Annotated in this window: 18 protein-coding genes; all 18 read right to left on the reverse strand. The window is 37.9% G+C overall.

Features of this window, described 5'->3' with window-relative positions; all coding sequences use genetic code 11:
• Window positions 1–376: 376 nt before the first annotated feature.
• The 18 genes from A5866_RS05050 to A5866_RS05135 all read right to left on the reverse strand — a co-directional run bounded on the left by A5866_RS05050 (window position 377) and on the right by A5866_RS05135 (window position 16,778).
• Complete coding sequence (locus A5866_RS05050) at window positions 377–553, reverse strand: DNA-directed RNA polymerase subunit beta (RefSeq protein WP_086279034.1); 177 nt, start codon at window positions 551–553, stop codon at window positions 377–379.
• 14 nt (window positions 554–567) lie between these two features.
• Window positions 568–1,866 (reverse strand): UDP-N-acetylglucosamine 1-carboxyvinyltransferase, encoded by a 1,299-nt coding sequence (gene murA, locus A5866_RS05055; RefSeq protein ID WP_086444185.1) that lies wholly within the window; start codon window positions 1,864–1,866, stop codon window positions 568–570.
• A 106-nt stretch (window positions 1,867–1,972) separates the two neighbouring features.
• Entirely contained in the window at window positions 1,973–2,209 is a 237-nt protein-coding gene (locus A5866_RS05060) for a DUF1146 family protein (RefSeq protein WP_086279032.1), read from the reverse strand.
• A 397-nt stretch (window positions 2,210–2,606) separates the two neighbouring features.
• Window positions 2,607–3,026 carry a F0F1 ATP synthase subunit epsilon gene (locus A5866_RS05065; protein ID WP_010772960.1) on the reverse strand — a complete coding sequence of 140 codons (420 nt, stop codon included), beginning with the start codon at window positions 3,024–3,026 and terminating at the stop codon, window positions 2,607–2,609.
• 17 nt (window positions 3,027–3,043) lie between these two features.
• On the reverse strand, window positions 3,044–4,450 hold the full coding sequence (gene atpD, locus A5866_RS05070; protein WP_086444184.1) for a F0F1 ATP synthase subunit beta: 1,407 nt from the start codon (window positions 4,448–4,450) through the stop codon (window positions 3,044–3,046).
• 374 nt (window positions 4,451–4,824) lie between these two features.
• Window positions 4,825–5,745 carry a F0F1 ATP synthase subunit gamma gene (locus tag A5866_RS05075; protein ID WP_086444183.1) on the reverse strand — a complete coding sequence of 307 codons (921 nt, stop codon included), beginning with the start codon at window positions 5,743–5,745 and terminating at the stop codon, window positions 4,825–4,827.
• A 15-nt stretch (window positions 5,746–5,760) separates the two neighbouring features.
• Complete coding sequence (atpA, locus tag A5866_RS05080; RefSeq protein ID WP_086444182.1) at window positions 5,761–7,317, reverse strand: F0F1 ATP synthase subunit alpha; 1,557 nt, start codon at window positions 7,315–7,317, stop codon at window positions 5,761–5,763.
• Between the two features lie 28 nt (window positions 7,318–7,345).
• Window positions 7,346–7,888, reverse strand: coding sequence for an ATP synthase F1 subunit delta (gene atpH / locus A5866_RS05085; protein ID WP_086279028.1), 543 nt, complete (start codon window positions 7,886–7,888; stop codon window positions 7,346–7,348).
• A complete protein-coding gene (gene atpF / locus A5866_RS05090; protein ID WP_086279027.1) occupies window positions 7,875–8,402 on the reverse strand; it encodes a F0F1 ATP synthase subunit B in 528 nt (175 codons plus the stop codon). Before atpF ends, atpH begins: the two co-directional genes overlap by 14 nt.
• 454 nt (window positions 8,403–8,856) lie before the next feature.
• Window positions 8,857–9,078, reverse strand: coding sequence for a F0F1 ATP synthase subunit C (atpE, locus tag A5866_RS05095; RefSeq protein ID WP_069654656.1), 222 nt, complete (start codon window positions 9,076–9,078; stop codon window positions 8,857–8,859).
• 41 nt (window positions 9,079–9,119) lie between these two features.
• Window positions 9,120–9,836: a F0F1 ATP synthase subunit A gene (gene atpB, locus A5866_RS05100; protein WP_010763288.1), complete on the reverse strand. Its 717-nt coding sequence runs from the start codon at window positions 9,834–9,836 to the stop codon at window positions 9,120–9,122.
• Between the two features lie 339 nt (window positions 9,837–10,175).
• Window positions 10,176–10,640 (reverse strand): SsrA-binding protein SmpB, encoded by a 465-nt coding sequence (gene smpB / locus A5866_RS05105; protein ID WP_086444181.1) that lies wholly within the window; start codon window positions 10,638–10,640, stop codon window positions 10,176–10,178.
• A gap of 17 nt (window positions 10,641–10,657) precedes the next feature.
• The gene (gene rnr, locus A5866_RS05110) at window positions 10,658–13,006 is read right to left on the reverse strand and encodes a ribonuclease R (RefSeq protein WP_086444180.1); all 2,349 of its coding nucleotides are present in this window, start codon (window positions 13,004–13,006) and stop codon (window positions 10,658–10,660) included.
• Window positions 13,003–13,767 carry an alpha/beta hydrolase gene (locus tag A5866_RS05115; protein WP_086444179.1) on the reverse strand — a complete coding sequence of 255 codons (765 nt, stop codon included), beginning with the start codon at window positions 13,765–13,767 and terminating at the stop codon, window positions 13,003–13,005. Before A5866_RS05115 ends, rnr begins: the two co-directional genes overlap by 4 nt.
• 145 nt (window positions 13,768–13,912) lie before the next feature.
• Window positions 13,913–14,149: a preprotein translocase subunit SecG gene (gene secG, locus A5866_RS05120; protein WP_010765524.1), complete on the reverse strand. Its 237-nt coding sequence runs from the start codon at window positions 14,147–14,149 to the stop codon at window positions 13,913–13,915.
• 131 nt (window positions 14,150–14,280) lie between these two features.
• Window positions 14,281–14,556 (reverse strand): GNAT family N-acetyltransferase, encoded by a 276-nt coding sequence (locus A5866_RS05125; RefSeq protein WP_086279022.1) that lies wholly within the window; start codon window positions 14,554–14,556, stop codon window positions 14,281–14,283.
• 2 nt (window positions 14,557–14,558) lie between these two features.
• Window positions 14,559–14,831 (reverse strand): (4Fe-4S)-binding protein, encoded by a 273-nt coding sequence (locus A5866_RS05130; RefSeq protein WP_086444178.1) that lies wholly within the window; start codon window positions 14,829–14,831, stop codon window positions 14,559–14,561.
• Window positions 14,832–14,987: 156 nt separating this feature from the next.
• Window positions 14,988–16,778 (reverse strand): heavy metal translocating P-type ATPase, encoded by a 1,791-nt coding sequence (locus A5866_RS05135; RefSeq protein WP_086444177.1) that lies wholly within the window; start codon window positions 16,776–16,778, stop codon window positions 14,988–14,990.
• Window positions 16,779–16,840 lie beyond the last annotated feature (62 nt).

Consider the following 16,840-nt stretch of genomic DNA (forward strand, 5'->3'; position numbering starts at 1 on the left):
ATTTCGTACGGGAGCAATCATAACATGCGACAAGCTCTTAATGGTTACCATTTTATTAAAGCTAGGTTACAGCATGAAAGAGAACGTTTTATTGTTTGTTACATTGGAAATATTTTCATTTTTTTCAGGATAAATAAGCACGTTCACAGAAAAAAATCCTGTTTTAGCAAGCATTATTTGTTTCTCATTAAAATAGCAAAAAAAAACATCTACCCTAAGCTATTGTTATATTTACAGGGTATTAAGCTAGTAAACAGTTCAAAAACAATAGAAACTCCCTTTATATTACAGTGAAATTACAAATAATTTCGCTTAACTAAAACAAAAAGACAGCCTAAACTGACAAAGCAGTTTGAACTGTCTCCTAAATGATTACCTATTTAAAAAAGTCTAGAATATGAGCCCAAATTTCTTCTTTGAACACATCTTTTGGATTCCCTCCACCAATCACCCCATAGCCGATCATTGTACCAGCCACAAATAAGATGATCACTAAAGAAATCACTACTAAAACTTTCAACAAAGTCACTATAATATAGCGTGTCGAACTCATATCTCTTTCCCCTTTTAATTAACTGTAGACATTTTCTTTTCTACAACTTTTTCGTCGTTGATACGTTCCACTTTTGCTCCTAATTTTTGAAGTTTTTCATGGAATTTATAATAACCACGATCTAAATATTCTAAATGGGACACACGTGTAATCCCACTAGCTCGTAGTCCAACTAAGATCAACGCTGCTGCTGCACGTAAATCAGTCGCTTCTACCGACGCACCTTGTAATGCTTGAGTGCCGTTGATGATAGCAATATTTCCGTCTATCTTAACATCGGCATTCATACGTTGCATCTCTTCTAAATGTTGGAAACGATTCTCAAATACAGTTTCAGTTACAACACTTGATCCTTCTGCTACCATTTGCATCGCAGTCATTTGCGCTTGCATATCTGTAGGGAAGCCCGGATGAGGCAATGTTTTAATGTCAGTTGGTTTAATCACTTTAGGTCCAATGACACGTAACCCGCCTCGTTCTTCGCGAATAACAGCACCCATTTCAGTTAATTTTGAAATAAGTGGACGATTATGTTCAGGAATTGCTTCTTCAATCAACACATCGCCTTCAGTCATCGCAGCTGCAACCATGAATGTTCCAGCTTCAATACGATCTTGAACGATGGAATGTTCAACAGCGTGAAGTTTAGTCACACCCTCGATACGCATCGTTTCAGTACCAGCACCGACAATTTTAGCACCCATTTTATTAAGAACATTCGCTAAATCAACGATTTCAGGTTCTCTTGCAACGTTTTCGATAACTGTCATTCCTTTAGCTTTGACAGCTGCCATCATAATATTTTGAGTAGCACCTACACTTGGGAAATCTAAATAAATCGTATTACCGATCAATTCATCCGCAATAGCTTCAATATAGCCATTTTTTTGAATGATTTTTGCACCTAGAGCTTGGAAGCCTTTCAAATGCAAATCAATTGGTCGTTTACCAATGGCACAGCCACCAGGCATTGCAACCTTGGCATGACCATTACGAGCCAATAGAGGCCCCATAACAACGATTGACGCTCTCATTTGACTAACATACTCATAATTTGCTTCGATGCCCAAAGGCTTAGTTGCATCTATTGTGACTTGGTTTTCTTCTTCATTAAAATCAATATCGACATTTAAGTGTTTGATAACTTGGTTCATTGTAAAAACATCAGAAAGAATCGGTACATTATTTAAAGTTGTTGTTCCTTCTTCAGCTAAAAGGGTTGCTGCTAAAATTGGCAATACTGCATTTTTAGCCCCTTCGATTTTCACAGTTCCTTTTAATTGGTTACCACCATGAACAATGATCTGTTCCATTTTGTTCCCCCCAAAAAAGTTAGAATTGGACTCTTCGATCCAAAATCTTTTCTATTATACCACTATTTACCAACAATTAGTATCTTTTCTTTTTATTCATCAACCTTTATGGAAAAAAAACAATAAATAAATTACGGCATAATGCCAGAAACTCTAAGAAAAATGAGCTTACCGTATAGCCAATAACGATTGATAATAGTACGATCAACAACCGCACCTGAGAGGTTTGATGAGCTTTAAAAAACTGCTCTATCCTGATCGATTGCATCGACCAAAAAGTAACATAAATAAACATCATATGACAAATGATCCGAATCACTGCATCAATACCAAAAAATTGCATAGGACTCTCCTTAATTTAAAAGCGTAGTAGGCTCGTTCAGTTTTGACAGGAAAATAGGAAAAATTGAGTGAGACGCTTTTTGTCTCACTCCATTTTTATCTTTTTCCCGAAAGACTAGCCTGCGAAGCTAGATACCATTAAAAGCTGAACGAGGTCGTTCAGTCTCGACTGCAAAATAGGGAAATAGGACTGAGGTGCTTTTTGCCTCAATCATATTTTATCTTTTTCCAAATGTCTAACTTACATAGCTTCACTAAGTAATATAGAAACAGTTTATCACAAATAAGCTGAAACAAAAAATAAAGATTCTTAACTTTTCTAAAAGAATTTATGTATATATCACTTTTTTTTAAAAAGTGAACTGAGACAATTAACTTATCTCAGTCACTTCTTTTTTTTACGTATGTTTTGACACATTGATTCGATTGATTGCGCGATGAAGCGCAACTGTTGCACGGCGTAATTCATCCGTATTTGCATTTTCCTTCGCTTTTTCAATCATACGCTCAGCTCGTTGTTTTGCACGCTCTGCACGGCTTACATCAATATCTCTTTCACGTTCTGCACTATCGGCAATAATTGAAACAACGTTATCACGAACTTCCATGATACCGCCATTAACAGCGATCCAATCCACGTGTGTATCAGAATCTGTTCTTTTTACACGAACTTCATCAATCGCTAAAGGAACAATGATTGGTGCATGTTTAGGTAAGATCCCAATTTCACCATCTGTTGTTTTGGCAACAACAATCGTTGCACGATGATCATAAACCAATCCATCAGGAGTCACCACATTGACAGTTAAACAATCCATATCTGTGTCTCCTCCTTTTAGTAGTTCAACGTCTTCGCTTTTTCTATAACATCTTCGATTCTACCGACACTACGGAAAGCTTCTTCCGGTAAGTCATCGTATTTTCCATCAAGAATCGCTCTAAAGCCACGAACAGTATCAGCAACTGGAACATATGAACCAGGTTGTCCGGTAAATTGTTCTGCTACATTAAAGTTTTGAGATAAGAAAAATTGGATACGGCGAGCGCGGCCAACCAAGATTTTTTCTTGATCTGATAATTCATCCATCCCTAAGATGGCAATGATATCTTGTAACTCACGGTAACGTTGCAATACATGTTGTACTTCTGTGGCTACAACATAATGCTCGTCACCTACGACTTCTGGTGCTAAAGCACTTGAAGATGAAGCTAACGGATCAACTGCTGGGTAGATACCCATTTCAGTTAAACGACGCTCTAAGTTAGTTGTAGCATCTAAATGGGCAAAGGCTGTTGCCGGTGCCGGATCAGTATAGTCATCGGCTGGCACATAGATTGCTTGAATCGATGTGATAGAGCCTTTTTTGGTAGAAGTAATGCGTTCTTGCAATTGTCCCATTTCAGTCGCAAGTGTTGGTTGGTACCCAACAGCTGACGGCATCCGACCTAAGAGGGCAGACACTTCAGAACCTGCTTGAGTGAAACGGAAAATATTATCGATGAACAAGAGTACATCTTGACCTTCAACATCACGGAAATATTCCGCAATCGTCAAACCCGTTAACGCCACACGCATACGGGCACCAGGAGGCTCATTCATTTGACCGAAAACCATGGCTGTTTTTTCGATAACTCCAGAGTCCTTCATTTCAAAATAAAGGTCATTCCCTTCACGTGTCCGCTCGCCAACACCAGTAAATACGGAAATACCGCCATGTTCTTGTGCAATATTATGAATTAGTTCTTGAATCAAAACGGTTTTACCAACACCGGCACCACCAAATAGTCCAACTTTACCACCTTTTAGGTAAGGTGCTAATAAATCGATTACTTTGATCCCAGTTTCTAAAATTTCATTACTTGTGCTTAAATCGGCAAAATCAAGGGCTTTTTTGTGAATGCCACTGCGGATAGCATCTTCTGGAAATGGTTCTTCCAAGTCGATCGTATCGCCTAGAACGTTGAAAACACGACCCAAGGTTTCTTTTCCAACAGGAACAGAAATGGGTTTACCTGTATCGATGACTTCCATGCCACGTTGTAATCCATCTGTGGATTCCATGGCGATCGAACGAATAACACCGTCACCTAGTTCTAAAGCTACTTCTAGCACGACTTTTTGTTTTTCTTCGCCGTTTTTATAAACGACTAATGCATTGTTTATATCTGGTAAGGATTGATCTAGTGAAAACTCCACGTCAACAACGGGACCGATTACTTCAACAATCTTTCCTGAACTCATGTGTCTTTCCTCCATTTCGTTTAAAAAGGTTATAAAAATAGTGTTAAAGAGCGAGCAGTTAGAGCACAGTCAGACTGTCCATTTTTTGGATATTCTGACTGCGTGAAACTGCTGAGCTCTTGGTATTTTTATACCGTTGAAGAGGTTATAAAAATATTGTTCAAGAGCGAGCAGTTGGAGCACAATCTGACTATCCGCTTTTTGGATATTCAGATTGTGTGAAACTGCTGAGCTCTTGGTATTTTTATACCGTTAAAGAGGTTATAAAAATATCGAAGGCTCGACAGATTTACACCTAACGAGGTCGTGATAAAACCTATCTTCTCTATTACTCTATACGAAGTTTGAGTCAATCTGACTCAAATTCTACTTTTTTATTCTAACGCTGCAGCACCTGCTACAATTTCGGTGATTTCTTGTGTGATTGCGCCTTGGCGAGCACGGTTATAAGAAATCGTCAAATCACTAATAATATTTTGCGCATTATCAGTGGCTGTTTTCATCGCTGTCATTCCAGCAGCATGTTCCGCTGTTTTGGCATCGATAATAGCGCCATAGATCAAACTTTCAGCATATTGCGGTAATAAATTATCTAAGATGGCTTCTTCTGAAGGCTCTAAAATATATTCTTGCTCATACGTTGTCGCTTCATCTGGATCTAAATCTGAAATCGGCAGCATTTTTTCTACACGAAATTGGCTAGTCAATGAATTAATATGGTGGTTATAGCAAACATACAACTCATCAAAGACTTCACTTTCATACATCGTAGTAGCCGTCGAAACGATTTTCCTAACTTCATCAAAACTAGGTTGATCACTTAAGCCACGAAGCTCATAGGCAACATTTATTCCACGAGCTTTGAAAAAATCTGCCGCCGTTCCGCCAATAGCAATCAAGACATATTCATCTTGAGATTTATGATCATCTGCCATCATTTTCATCGTTTGTTTCAAAATTGAACTGTTATACCCACCAACTAATCCTTTATCAGAAGTAATGACGATATAACCTGTTTTTTTCACAGGACGAGATGTTAGCATCATATGGTAGTTTCCACTTTCTGACGCTTCTTCATTGTCATATGAATCCAATTCTTCCAGATCACTTAATTGTGCTGCCACAAGATGAGTCACGATAGAACGGATTTTTGACGCATATTCTTGAAAACTTCTAGAAGCCGCTTCTGATTTTGTCAGTTTAGCACCTGAAACCATCTGCATAGCATTGGTGATTTGACTGGTTTTTTTAGTTGAAGCAATGCGTTGTTTGATTTCATTTAATGAAGCACCCAATTCTTGTCACCTCTCTTACGCATTTTGAATTGATTCAAGTGTATCTTTTGCAGTAGAAACTTCTAAGTTGGCTGCACCGAAAATTTCTTTAAATTCGCTGATTGCTGCATCTAGATCTTCTGATTTTGGTAAATCTTTCGTTGTGCGGATCGTTTCAAATAACTCAGGATGTTTGCCATCTAAAAAGTCAAATAATTCAGATTCAAAATCTAGAATTTTTGCAACACTGATACTGTCTAAGAAGCCATGTGTCAATGCATATAAGATCACAACTTGTTTTTCTACCGCTAATGGCGCATGTAGTTTTTGTTTTAAAATTTCGACAGTACGACGACCACGATTTAATTTTGCTTGTGTTGCCGCATCTAAATCAGAACCAAATTGAGTGAAGGCTTCTAATTCACGGTAACTAGCTAAATCTAAACGAAGCGTACCTGCTACTTTTTTCATTGCTTTGATTTGTGCTGAACCACCAACACGCGATACTGAAAGACCGGCATCAACGGCTGGACGAGTTCCTGCATAGAATAAGTCGCTTTCTAGGAAGATTTGTCCATCTGTGATTGAAATAACATTTGTTGGGATATAAGCTGAAATATCTCCGGCTTGGGTTTCAACAAATGGCAAGGCAGTCATTGAACCACCGCCTAATTCATCGCTTAATTTTGCTGCACGTTCTAATAGACGTGAATGCAGATAGAAAACATCACCTGGATAAGCTTCCCGACCTGGAGGACGGCGTAGTAATAATGAAAGTTCACGATAAGCAACAGCTTGTTTTGATAAGTCATCAAAGATGATCAAAACATGTTTGCCGTTATACATGAATTCTTCACCCATCGCAGCTCCTGCATAAGGGGCAATATAAAGTAATGGCGCTGGTTGAGATGCTCCAGCATTTACAATAATTGTATAATCAAGGGCACCATATGCTCTTAGTGTTTCAACTTGGTTACGAACCGTTGATTCCTTTTGTCCGATTGCAACATAGATACAAATCACATCTTGACCTTTCTGGTTGATGATTGTATCAATAGCAATCGATGTTTTACCTGTTTTACGGTCACCGATCACTAATTCACGTTGCCCACGACCGATTGGTACAAGTGCGTCGATCGCTTTGAGACCTGTTTGCATTGGTTGGTCAACTGATTTTCTTTGCATAACACCTGGCGCTGCCGCTTCAACAGGACGAGTCTTATCCGTTTTAATTTCACCTAAGCCGTCGATTGGTTGGCCTAACGGATTAACAACACGTCCGATCATTGCTTCACCAACTGGAACTTCCATGATTTTACCAGTCCGTTTTACTTTGTCGCCTTCTCGAATGGTTTCAAAATCACCCAAGATGATAATACCGACATCATTGGTTTCTAAGTTTTGCGCCATTCCGTATGAGCCATTAGAAAATTCAAGTAATTCTCCACTCATCGCATTTTCTAAACCATGGGCACGAGCAATTCCATCCCCAACGTATGTGACAGTTCCAATCTCTTCGACTGCCAATTCTTGTTGATAATTTTTGATTTGTTCCTTAATCAAGGCACTGATTTCTTCTGCTTTGATAGCCATTCAATTCACCTCTTTATTGTGCTGAACGTTATTTTAATAACAATTCTTGGATTCGTTCTAACTGTTTGTGGATACTACCATCAATCACTTTGTAATTGGCTTCGATGATTACGCCGCCAACAATGGTTGGATCGATTAAATTGATTAAATTTGCTTGTTCATAGCCTAAAAGTTTGGCTGCTTTTTCTTCCATCAATTGATGCTGTTCTTTCGTTAATGGAACGGCAGTCAAAGCTGTTCCTAAAAGTAAGCTCTTGTGTTCATCATAACGTCTTTCGTATTCATCGATCATCAATAGAAGATCATTCATACGGGAATAGTTATAAACGACTTTTAAAAAGTTCTCTGTCGTGCCTTCAAAGCCATTTAACATTTGTTTCATGATCTCGTCTTTTTCGTAAGGTTCAAGACGAACATCACTTAAGATATCACCTAAATCTGGCACTTCATTAAAAATTTCTCTAAGTTTTAATAAGTCTTGATAAATGCTGTCAGCTTCTTGCTTTTCAATCGCCAACTCAAACAAAGCTTTGCCATAGCGTTTACCGACTGTATATTTATCTAGCTTCATTTGACTTACCTAAGCCTTCGATATAAGAATTGATCAGCGAGTCATGTGCATCGGGGGTCAATTCTTTATTTAAAATTTTCTCTGCAATTTGTAAAGACAAGGTTGCCACTTCATCTTTAACAGACGCCAACGCTTCTTCATGCTCTTGAGAAATATCAAGACGTGCTTTTTCTCGTAAACGTGAAACTTCATCATTGGTTTCTGATAAGATTTTTTGACGGTTTTGGTCTCCGCTCTCTTTCGCATGTTTAAGGATTTCTGCTGCTTCTGATTTAGAAGAAAGCAATTTTTGTTGGCGTTCTTCTTGCAATTTAGCAGCTGCGATTCGAGATTGTTCTGCAGAATCTAAATCGTTGGCAATTTTATCTTCACGTTTTTTTAACATATCAGTGATAGCTTCCCAAGCGAATTTCTTGATTAGAAGCATCAAAATTAGAAAAGCGCCACTTACAACAATCATTGTACCAATTGTTGTACTGGGTCCTGCTTCACCGATTACTAAATAATCTAGCATGAAGTTTCAACTTCCTTTCTCTGCAATACTTTATGGTGATTGTGGTTTATTACTTTTTTTGGATAAGCTTGATGTTTTTTTATAAGTGACTGCTCATCATCTGCTCTGCCTTTGGTTAGAATTTTTGAAGTGTACTTGACGTTTTTGACGGTCTACTTTATTTTGGAGAAGTTTGATGGTTCTTTTAATCGGTTACTTCTCTCTCTTCGTTCGCCAAGTACTGCTCATCATCTTCTCTGCCTTTGATTAGAACTTTTGAAGTGTACTTGATGTTTTTGACGGTCTACTTTATTTTGGAGAAGTTTGATGGTTCTTTTAATCGGTTACTTCTCTCTCTTCGTTCGCCAAGTACTGCTCATCATCTGCTCTGCCGGAGGCAGTCGCAGTGATTCGCAGCAAAGAAAGCAGTAACGCGTGGCGTTTTAAAAACTCAGCGTCCTGCCTTCTAAAGAAATTATTTAAGCACTAATAACAATGCAATAACTACACCTAGAATAGGAACCGCTTCGATCAAGGCAACCCCGATAAACATTGTTGTTCTTAGTTGTCCAGCCATTTCTGGTTGGCGTGTCATTGATTCGATTGTTTTTGAGATAACTTTTCCGTTACCATAAGCTGCTCCGACTGCTGCTCCGAAAACTGCGATTGCTGCTGCTATATAATTTAATCCGTCCATTTTTGTTTTCCTCCTAAGAAATAGTTGTTTTCATTTATTGTTTATTCTTCGACTTCAACTTTATGAGCCATGTAAACCATTGATAATGTTACAAAAATAAATGCTTGAATTCCGCCGATAAATAATGAGAAGGCTAACCAAATCATTTCTAGCGGTATTGCGAGTGGAATTGTCCAAAGTCCAACGCTGGATACAAGTCCGGCAATTAGTCCAAGTAATACTTCACCGGCAAAAATATTTCCGTACAAACGTAGTGCCAACGTAAGCAAGTTCGTAAATTCTTCCATCAACTTGATTGGCATTAAAAAAGATACCGGACTTAAAAAGCTGTTTTTGAAATATCCTTTTAAGCCAAAACGACTAACACTGAAGAAATGTGTTAAAGCAATCATAATCAATGCTAGTGTTAAGGTAACCATTGGATCGGCTGTTGGGCTCTTCCAATATGTGTAATCCCCGATAGCCACTTTTGTTACTAACCCAATAATGTTAGCAACTAAAACGAACATAAACATCGTGAATGCTAGCAGGTGAAAATTTGTTACTTCTTTACTCGGCATATTGTCGGTAATGATACTTCGAACAAAATCAATGAGATACTCAATGACATTTTGTTTGCCTTTAGGTTTCATTTGAATATTCCTTGTGCAGAAATATACTATCCCAAAGACAATGACACATGTTAACAGAACCATTAAGCAAATCGTTCCGTCAAACCAAATTGGCCCAATCTTGAAGAGTAGTGTCTTCTCTTCCAAATTATTTCACCTCTTTTCCAACAAACTTGCGAGAAGCTTAAAAAGGCTTCTATTTCTTAACCACACGTATCATACCACCAACGATGAATAATTTCAAAAGAATTTCATGAAAATTTGACACTTCTTTTAATGTGACAAAATATTAAAAGAATAGAGTCCAACTGGTATTCGATAGTACGAAGGTCGGTTACTGAAAAAACGATGAAAACTCATCAGTTTCCTTACACTCTACCAAATTTTTCACATAAGATAAAGCAAAGAAAACAAATATGCGAAAAAGAATAAAATCACCTAATTAAAAGAGTTCATTTTATTCTTAAACACTTGAATTTTATTCCATTAACGTAAACTTTCTTTTAAGGTACGACTGATTTCTCGATTGATCTCTTTGCGTTTTAAATCTTCACGCTTGTCATATTGTTTCTTCCCTTTTGCAAGACCAATCAACACTTTAGCATAGCCGTTACGGATATATACTTTTAACGGGATGATCGTAATTCCCGTATTTTTTGTTTCAGCAATCAATTTTGCAATTTGTTTTTTGTGTAACAATAATTTTCTTGTTCTTAAAGGATCATGATTAAAAATATTCCCTTGCTCATAGGGACTGATGTGAACATTGAGCAGGTAGGCTTCACCATTTCTGATTCTAGCAAAGCCGTCTTTCAAATTGATTCGTCCATTGCGAATTGATTTGATCTCTGTTCCTTGTAAAACAATTCCTGCTTCCATTGTATCAACAACAGTATAGTCATGCCGTGCTTTACGATTTTGGGCAATCAGCTTACCTTCCCCTTTTGGCATACCCATTCCTCCAATTTCTATTTATTCTTTTGTTTCTTACTTTTTTTCTTTTTCGCTACTTCTTTATAGAAAGGTTTTTTGCCTTTTTTCTTATTCTTCTTTTGTGTAAATGGTTTTTTATCACTATTTTTATGATCTAAACTGCGTTTTCGGCGATTATCCTGACGTTTCTTTTGTTTCGGTGCTTCGATTCTTTCTACTTCTTCCGCTTCAAGAAACTCAAAATCGATTTCTCTTGTTTCAGGATCAGCTTTATCCACTTTTACCTTAACTTTTTGACCGATTTTCAACGTCATTCCTGTTCGTTCACCAACAAGAGCCATATGATTTTCAATAAAATGGAAATAATCTTGTTTCAAGTTATTGACATGGATCAACCCTTCAATTGTATTCGGAAGTTCTACAAATAATCCGAATCGAGTAACTGAGCTAATGATCCCATCATATTCTTCACCAATTTTCTCTGCCATAAATTCAGCTTTCTTCATTGAGTCAACTTCACGTTCTGTCTCAACCGCTCGACGCTCCATTCTTGAGCTATGATCTGCAATATCAGGTAAGTCCTGTTCCCATTTTTCTTTTAGCTTTTCGGAGACATTCCCTGCATAACTGCGAATCAATCGATGCACGATCAAGTCTGGGTAACGACGGATCGGTGAGGTAAAGTGAGTATAGTACTCAGCAGCCAAGCCATAGTGTCCATAGTTATCTTCTGAATAACGAGCTTGTTGCATACTACGCAATAACATTGTATTGATCACAGCTTCTTCTGGCTTATCTGCAACTTGTTCTAAAACTCTTTGCAAATCTTTAGGTGTAATATCTGCCTTCGTGCCTTTAACTAAAATACCTAACATAGCGGCAAAATCGAAGAATCGCTGCATTTTTTCTTCTTTAGGTTGTTCATGGATTCGATAAATAAACGGTAGTTTCAAATCATTGAAATGCTTCGCTACCGTTTCATTGGCTACAAGCATAAATGATTCAATCAAACGTTCACCAACGCCTCGTGTCCGAAGTAAGATATCATGTGGGTGACCTTCTGCATCCACTAAAACTTTTGCTTCACGATCTTCAAATGAAATTGCGCCACGGTTTTCCCGCATTTGTTCGAGAATATGGTGAAGTTCTCCCATTTCTTTAAACATGGTTAGTAATTTTTTATAACGTCTCATCGTTTCTGGTTTTTCTTCTTCTAAAATTTCATTGACTGCCGTATAGGTCATTCGTTCAGTCGTTTGGATCACACTTTGGAAAATATCATGCTTCACGACATGACCTTCTGGTGTTATTTCCATCTCGCAACTCATTGTAAGTCTCGGCACATTAGGATTCAACGAACAAATGCCATTAGATAAACGTTGCGGAATCATCGGCACAACTCGGTCAGTCAAGTACACGCTAGTCCCGCGTTCATAAGCTTCTTGGTCTAACTCACTGCCTTCTGTTAGATAGTAAGAGACATCTGCAATGTGCACGCCTAAAAAATAGTTGCCGTTCGTCAATTTTTGTACTGTTACTGCATCATCTAAATCTTTGGCATCTTCCCCGTCGATCGTGACGATCAGTTGATCCCGTAAATCTCGACGACCTTGTATATCGGTCTCTGAAATAGTCTCTGGCACTTTGTCCGCTTCAGCGATCACTTCATCAGGAAAACTAGTTGGAATACCGTGAGCCACAACGATCGACAAGATATCCATACCAGGATCGTTTTTATGCCCCACTACTTTTTTGACGATTCCTTCTAAACTTTTTGGATATTCTTTTTCTGGATAGTGGGTCACTTCTACGATCACAATACTACCGTCAACTGGTTTGATTCCTTGAGCTGCGATGTTAAACGTCAGCCCAGTCATTTTTTTGTCTTTTGGAACTGCATAGCCATATAAATCGGTTTCGTTGACTTCTTTTTCATCATAGGCGATAAATTCACCGACTACCTGAGTAATTGCACGTGTTTTAATTGCTACAACTTTCCCTTCAGCACCTCGGTCTGAAAAAGCATCTGCTGGTTGTACGATATCAATTACAACAATATCGCCATCCATAGCAAAGTTAACTGCTTCTTTTGGAATATAAACGTCTGCTTCTTCAGGGTCGATTGTTACAAACCCAAAGCCTCGTTCATTAGCACGGAAAGTTCCTTCGATGTCACCATTTTTTTGCGGCAAACGGATCTTGCCTTTTTTGTTAAATTCAACTAATTTTTCACGTTCCATGGTTGCAATGGTTTGAACTAACAATTTAAAGTCTGAGCTTTTTTGTAGTTGCAACCCTTCTGCGATTTCTTCCATGGAGACACTTTTTTTCGGATGATTTTCCATGAAAAACAGGATTTTCTCCTTGATTGTTTGTTTTGTCATTCTTTCTCCTCATTCCAAGACAATGTATTCAAAAATGTGACTACGTCTTGTTCTAATTGTTTATGATCTGGTCCAATCGTTAGTACATGACCACTATCTGGATACCAGTTTAATGTAAATCGTGTTTGGGTCAGCGCTTCAGCCGTTTTATAAACACCTAGCGGATCGATCATTTGATCCTTACCTGCTTGTCCCATAAAAACAGGAACCTTGATTTGATCAAGTTTATTGGCCGTCTGTTCTGAAAAATTTTCAATATCTTTTAATTGCGCGAAAGAGGCTTCTTTGATTTTGACCATCCGCTGTGCTCTTTCTTCATTTGGCACACCAGCCGTTTTTAACACTTTATCTGCATATAAAACAAAATTTTCCGGAACTGTGTTTTTTACTGGGAAAATCGGTGAGCAGAAAAAACCGCCACCTATAATTCCTGCCACCTGACTTGTCAATGCCTCCATTGTAAAAATTCCACCCATCGAAAGACCAAAAACGGCAATTTCCTGATACCCTTTTTCTTTTAAAAACTGAACAGCCTCAATTGTATCCCGCTGCCAATCACTTGTTGTCTTTTCTAAAATATCTTCTGGCGCAACGGTTGCATGACCCGAAAAATTTGGGGAATAAACAGTATAATTTTCTTTTTCTAAATAACGACTCAGCATACGTACATCGTTGCTGCTTCCTGAATAAGCGTGTAAGAGTAATACTGCACGAGAACCATTTTGCGTAAATAATGGTTTAGGTAGACTTATTGTTTTCACTTCTCAATTCACCTCATCCTCATTTTAGCACATTATCCTTTGAAAACCTTATGAAAAGAAAGGTTTTCCTGTAACTTTTCATAAGTGCCTATTCAATTTTTTAAAAGAAAAAAAGCCCCTCAGTAAATGAAGGACTTCAAAGGTCTTACTTTGATGATAATAATACTAAAATAAATAATAGTAACATCCAAACTGCACCAATAATTGCTGTTGCGCGTTGCATAACAGCTTCAAATCCACGTGCTTTTTGCTTACCGAAAAGTTTATCTGCGCCACCTGTAAATGCACTTGCTGCACTGTTTTGTTTACTTGGTTGCATCATAACGGCAATAACCATCACTACTGAAAGGATGATTACGAGTGTTAAAATAAAATTATACATAGTCTAATTCTCCCTTATTCACAAAATACATCTATTATACTTTAGCATATTTTTCAGACAAATACCAGTTCAACTTTCGTTACTAGTTTAAAAAAGATCTGTGCTGGTCTAATCCAACACAGATCTTTTTTCTATTTTCTTAAAACGTCCCCATATTCAGGTTTTGTATCAAACTCTTTTTTAGCAAAAGGACAAAGCGGAATGATTTTCTTTCCTTCACGGCGTGCTTTTTCTACACCATTTAAGACCAACTTTTCCGCTAGTTTTTGACCTCTGTATGTAGGGTCAACAAAAGTATGATCGATGATCATCATTTTATCACCAGCATTCGACCAAGTCATCTCACCAATTTCTTGATTTTCATCATTAAATAATACAAAACGATTTTCTTCTTCTTTAATTTCCATAGCTATTTGCCATCCTTTCGAATGTATTTTAGAGCTCCACTTGGGCAGGTATTGATTACACGGATATCATCCTCGATACCACCATTATCAGCTATAATCCATGGACGACGGCCGACTTCAAAAACAGCTGGATTTCCACGAACACAGTTTCCAATATGGGCACAAATATCTTTGCTGTAAAAAATGTCCAGATCTTCACCCGAATATTTACGAAACCCTTCCTCTAAAAGCATCTGTTCTGCAACTGCTTTATCGTTTATTTTACTTCCATCCATCTTGTTTTCCTCCCAATGTATAAGCTAACCTATAAACTTTAGCTAACAATAACATTACGTCTGTTTTTTATCAATTTCTTATACTGATTCTAACAACTTAAGTCATTTGGTGCAACTATCTTTTCTCGCTGACAACACTCACTTTCTTTATTGTACTCAGTCATTCTTGGCACGCAGAGAGGACAGAATAGAAACAGTATCCACTACTTCTTGTAAAACTGCACCAAATAACGCTGGTATAATTCCCGTACTTGCAATCAACATCAAGATTGTACAAATCAAGATCCCGATCAAGACAGATTGTTTGGCGATTTTCATTGTATCTTTTGAAATCTTTACAGCAGTACTTACTTTTTCTAGGTCATCTTTTAAAATAACGGCATCTGCTGTTTCACTCGCAGCTGTAGCACCATGAGCCCCCATTGCAATGCCCACATCTGCAATAGCCAAAGAAGGCGCATCATTTACACCATCTCCAATCATGATTACTGGACGGTTGGAAGCTGGAATTTTCTTTATCACATCAATTTTATCTTGGGGTAAGCATTCTGCGTAAACTTCTGTAATCCCAACATCTTTAGCAATCGTATCTGCAACTTTTTGATGATCTCCTGTCACCATCAGCAAATGGTTCACGTTGAGTTTACGAAGTTCTTCCATTGTTTTTTTCGCCTCTGGACGAATAGTATCTGTAAAAGTAATATATCCTAAAAATACTTCATCCTGAGAAATGTAAATCGTTGTCTGATCTACAATTTTTTCTATTTTTTGAGGTGAGACAAACGCAGGTTTTCCCACACGAATCTCTTTTCCTTCAATTATAGCTTTTACCCCTGAACCTGTTACTTCTGCTAAATCAGATACTTCTTTTAATTTTTTTGGCGTATCTTTATAGGCAAGGAGTGAGCGCGCCAAGATATGGCTTGACTCTTGTTCAGCACTTGCTGTTAACGCCAACAATTCTTCTTTGGAAATACCGGATTCTGGTACAATTTCAGTTACTGATAAGGCACCTTTTGTAATCGTTCCAGTCTTATCAAAGGCAACTGATTGTGTTTCCGCCATTTTCTCCAAGGTCGTTCCTGTTTTTACAATGATTCCGTTTCTACTTGAACGGCTCATTCCAGCAACAAGTGCGATTGGCGCTGCCAAAATCAACGGACATGGTGATGCCACAACCAACACTTCAGCAAATCTAGTTGGGTCTTTTGATACAAACCAAGCAACACCTGCAATTACATACGCATTTATCGTAAATGGAATAGCGTAACGATCCGCCATCCTAACAAAGTGAGCTGGTTGTGACTCAGATTCTCTGACTAGTTTAACAATCGTTTGATATTGGCTGTCTGCTGCACTTTTTTCCGCCTTCATTGTAATAGAGCTATCCCCATTTATTGATCCAGACATCAATGGATCCCCTTGATTTTTATTTTCTGGGCGAGATTCTCCAGTTAATGAAGATTCATCAACAGTTGATGATCCTTTTATGACAACCCCATCTACTGGAACTATTTCTCCTGGCTTTACGACTAGCTCATCATCAACTTTGACTTTCTCAGCACTGATATCCAGTAGAGTCCCGTCAACCAACTGATGAGCCTTTTGAGGTGAGTTATCAAGTAATGACTTTAATTCTTTATTGGCTCGTTTAGCAGCGTAGTCTTCTAAAGAATCACCACCAGTCAGCATGATCAAGATCATCAAGCTTGCCCAATACTCACCTACCGCTAGTGTCGCTACAATCGCTGTAATCGCTAATATATCTACTCCATATCTCCCTGATTTTAAGGTTTGAATCATTTCAACCAACATAGATAAAGCCATTATCGAACCTGTGATCACAATGATGCCAAATGCTAAAGAAGCTTGGTGAAAAACAAGTTCAAATAATAGCGCTAAAATACCTGTAACGATTGTTATGATCAATTTCGTTAAATGTTTCATTTTTACTCCCCCTTTTTTACTCTTCTCGGCCTCTATTACTAAGATTACGCTCAGTTAAACAA

The organism is Enterococcus sp. 12C11_DIV0727, assembly GCF_002148425.2.
In the GTDB taxonomy this organism is placed as follows: Bacteria; Bacillota; Bacilli; order Lactobacillales; family Enterococcaceae; genus Enterococcus_L; species Enterococcus_L lemimoniae.